The organism is Methanoregula sp. PtaB.Bin085 (assembly GCF_002067035.1).
In the GTDB taxonomy this organism is placed as follows: Archaea; Halobacteriota; Methanomicrobia; order Methanomicrobiales; family Methanospirillaceae; genus Methanoregula.
This window is the reverse complement of record NZ_MVQB01000004.1, coordinates 1-3294: the sequence shown is the minus strand read 5'-3', so window position 1 is coordinate 3294 and position 3294 is coordinate 1. Positions and strand designations below refer to the sequence as shown.

Sequence of the window (3294 nt, the reverse complement as noted above, 5' to 3'; positions counted from 1 at the left end):
GAAGTGTACTCCCTGCGTGGCGATGCTGAAGTTCTGGCCGATCAGGGTATCAACATGGTTGAAGAACGCCGAGTATAGCACACTCATGATCGCGACCACGACAATGACAAAAAGCATGAGGTCGGTTTTCCACTGCAGGGGAAGGGTAAACCGTCCTTTCCATACTGAGAAAGCAAAGAAGACGGCAAAAATGATGATGATGACTGGCATCTCCTCCTTGCAGCAGAGTGCACCGGCTGCCGCAAGAGCGGCGAGCACGGCAAATCTCGTCTGGCCCCGTTCAAAGTAATACAGGATCGCGACAAGAAGGAGCATGGTAAAAAAGAGCATGAAAATATCGTGCCGGAGGAAGCGGGAGAAATAGACCATGTCCGGCGATATGGCGATGAGGAGAGCGACAACCAGCATCTGGTTTTTACTGATATACCCGATCCGGTAAATCGCGTACACGAGCGGAATGATGGCGAATCCGAAGAGCGACGGGAGCAGCCGGGCTGCAAAGTCCGACGGACCAACCAGGGCAAATATACCTGTTGTTACGTAATAGAGGAACGGCCCGTGGTAACTGGGGTCGTACTGCCATACACCTCTCGTCAGGAACTCGTAGCAGAACCAGGAATGGACAGCTTCGTCATGGTGGAGGAGTTTGAGGTCAAGCTGCCAGAAGCGGAGGATGAATGCAAGGATGAGGATGAATACAAGAGCATAGGTTGTGCGGGAACGTGTCATAACCAGTGTCCTACCCTGAGTACCCTTCAATCTCGCCCATCACATTCTCAAATGCCGTATCAAAATCCGGAATATCGTGAATCTGGTGGCCCAGCGAAACCTGCCACAGAGCGGCAAACTGATCCCGCTTCTCCCGCAGGAGCGCGGGATCTACCGTGACTCCCTTGTATTCGCACTTGCGGTGCACAATCGATCTCACGATATCGCGGTCCACCCGGCCGGCCAGCTGCCCGATGTCGTAGAGATCGCGGGAGCGGGTCCGCTGGAAGATCGAGCGGATCTTCTCCGCCATGATCTCTTCGAGCGCATACGAAGCCACGGATGTTTCAAGCCCGTCAGAAAAGTGATGGAAGACCGGGCGATCGCTGACCGGGAGCAGGATCTGTTCACTATCCGAGTTGGTCAGGTCCAGGTCAATTTTTATCGGGGATGTCTGACCCCGGTGCAGGATCCTGAACCGGGTTGTCGCTTTGAAACCGTTCCTCGTTTGCCGGAAACCGATCTCGTCTTCGAACTGGATACCGCTTTCATCCCGGACCCGTACCATTGCATCGATCACTGCAGTCCGTAATGTATCTGCATCGACCGGCTCCAGCAGGGTGAAATCAAGATCATCGGAGAAGCGGTAATTCTCGATATACACTTTCCGGATGCCGGTCCCACCCTTGAATGCCATATTGATTGGGCGCAGAGTGGAGAGAAACCAGTTCTGTACATAATCCCGTTCGATCGTTGACGTGGGTACGCCGAACTCGCGGGCCTGTTCCTTGATCTCACGCTCGGGGATCATTCAAGAGACTCCGGCAGGACGGTATCGTTATTGATGACGAGCCGCCATTTCGGATCGTTCTTACCCTTCGCAGGCATCGTCGGGTCCAGCAGCAGGTATTTTTTTGACGGGGGGAGGGGGAGATTGATCGGGATACCTATCCGCTCGCACAGGTATCCGAGCCTCCGGACGACGGCAAAATTATCGATTTTGAGTGCGTAGTTGCTGAGCTGATTGTAGTCCAGTGAACCGGTTTTCAGCGCTTTGGCTACTTCGATGATTCCCCCGGCATAGTGGGGCTTGTCCAGGCAGTCGATGATGGTCTTCTCCTTGTCCGTGATGCTGATGGGTGTCTCTTCGATCCATTCCTTGCGGACGCCGAAAAACTTCTCCTCCTTCACCCGCACGATCTGGTAATTCACGCCAAAGATCTCCATCTGGTTCTTCTTCTTGCGTGCGGGAGTCTGGACAAAGACCGTGTTCGGGATCTGCTCGGTGAGCCCGTAGTGGTGGAGGGCGCTCCAGTACGATATGGCAAAGGGCTCGACGAGATAAGAAGCGATAACGAATTCGTGGAGCGTGTATTTCCCTTTCTCGCTTCCGAGCGGGATGATCAGGTATTTGCCTTTCTCAATCCGCTCGATGAACCCTTTCTCCTCCATGCGGGAGAGGATGACCCAGAGCATCTCTTTTTTGATGTGGGTTTTCTCGTATAACTGGGCAAATGAAAATACCTGGTTCTCTTTTGCCATGGACTTCAGGATCTCGATTGTCATAGCTCGCTCCTTCTCCCAAATTCCTCATTAGGTACACCAACCTTAACATTTATGTTAATTTTGGTGTACGGGAGGGGGATTCTGGCAGGGCTGGACTGGTAATCGGTAAGGGAAATCATGGGACCTTACACTACAATCTCGCCTTTCGCCACCTTGTCCTCAAACTTCGCGATGAACCGCTTGAGCGATGCCATGTTTTTTAGTATGCTGTCGTGAATATCGTCTTCGGCTTCGGTCGCCAGTTCAGTAAGCGACCGCCCGCAGGAATTGCAGAACTCGGCCATGGGCCCGTTGATGAGCTTGCAGTGTGGGCACTGGCGGGGTTCGATGCGTAATTCGCTTGTCCCCTCTCCTGTTTCGGTTTCCGTGATCCCGTAGGTCCGCAGCATCTCGTTGTCGATATCCTTGCCCGTGAGGTGGGCGTAGGTCTGGAACATGTTGGTCGTGAGGCTGCCCCACATCATCAGCTTGATCACGCTCTCCGATACGTTCTCTTTGATGAGGTGGGTGATACGGGAATGGCGGAAGATATGCGGGGTGATATGCTTCTGGACCCCGGCCCGCTTCGCAAGCCGCTTGAGCTGCATGGCAACGGAGCCATGCGTGAGTGCGGTCTGGTGCTCCGTGATGAAGACCGGCATCTCGTTTGTAACTGGTTTTGCCGGGTAATCATTCTTCCATTTTGCCAGGGCCTCGCGGGACATGATGAGCCGGACGTACCGGGGCTTGCCGGTCTTGAAGTTCACGTTCGCGATAACGCCCCACTTGTCGAAGGTGAGGTCGCCCCATTTCATCCCCCCGATCTCACCGATGCGGAACCCGCCTTCGTAGAGCATCATGATGATCGCCCGGTCGCTGCTGCGGGTGCAGGCGCCTACCATCGCGGTGATCTCTTCGGTCGTGAGCAGGTCCGAGGCAACCTTGGTCATGGTCTCGTGATGAGGGGTCTTGAGGGCCTTGAGTTTCTTTTCCGGGATTGCGACGTACTCGTTCTCGATGAGCCAGAGGTAGAACTGTTTG

General features: G+C 54.2%; 4 protein-coding genes. All 4 read right to left on the bottom strand.

All coding sequences use genetic code 11. The features are described from left to right. Positions 1–729 (bottom strand): flippase activity-associated protein Agl23 (locus tag A4E33_RS00070; protein ID WP_292345260.1); only part of this gene is annotated, 729 nt, incomplete at its 3' end. Between the two features lie 10 nt (positions 730–739). Next, a complete protein-coding gene (locus tag A4E33_RS00065; protein WP_292345258.1) occupies positions 740–1519 on the bottom strand; it encodes a nucleotidyl transferase AbiEii/AbiGii toxin family protein in 780 nt (259 codons plus the stop codon). Beyond that, positions 1516–2274: a type IV toxin-antitoxin system AbiEi family antitoxin gene (locus A4E33_RS00060; RefSeq protein WP_292345256.1), complete on the bottom strand. Its 759-nt coding sequence runs from the start codon at positions 2272–2274 to the stop codon at positions 1516–1518. Before A4E33_RS00060 ends, A4E33_RS00065 begins: the two co-directional genes overlap by 4 nt. Before the next feature lie 125 nt (positions 2275–2399). Then, positions 2400–3294 (bottom strand): site-specific integrase (locus tag A4E33_RS00055; protein ID WP_292345254.1); only part of this gene is annotated, 895 nt, incomplete at its 5' end.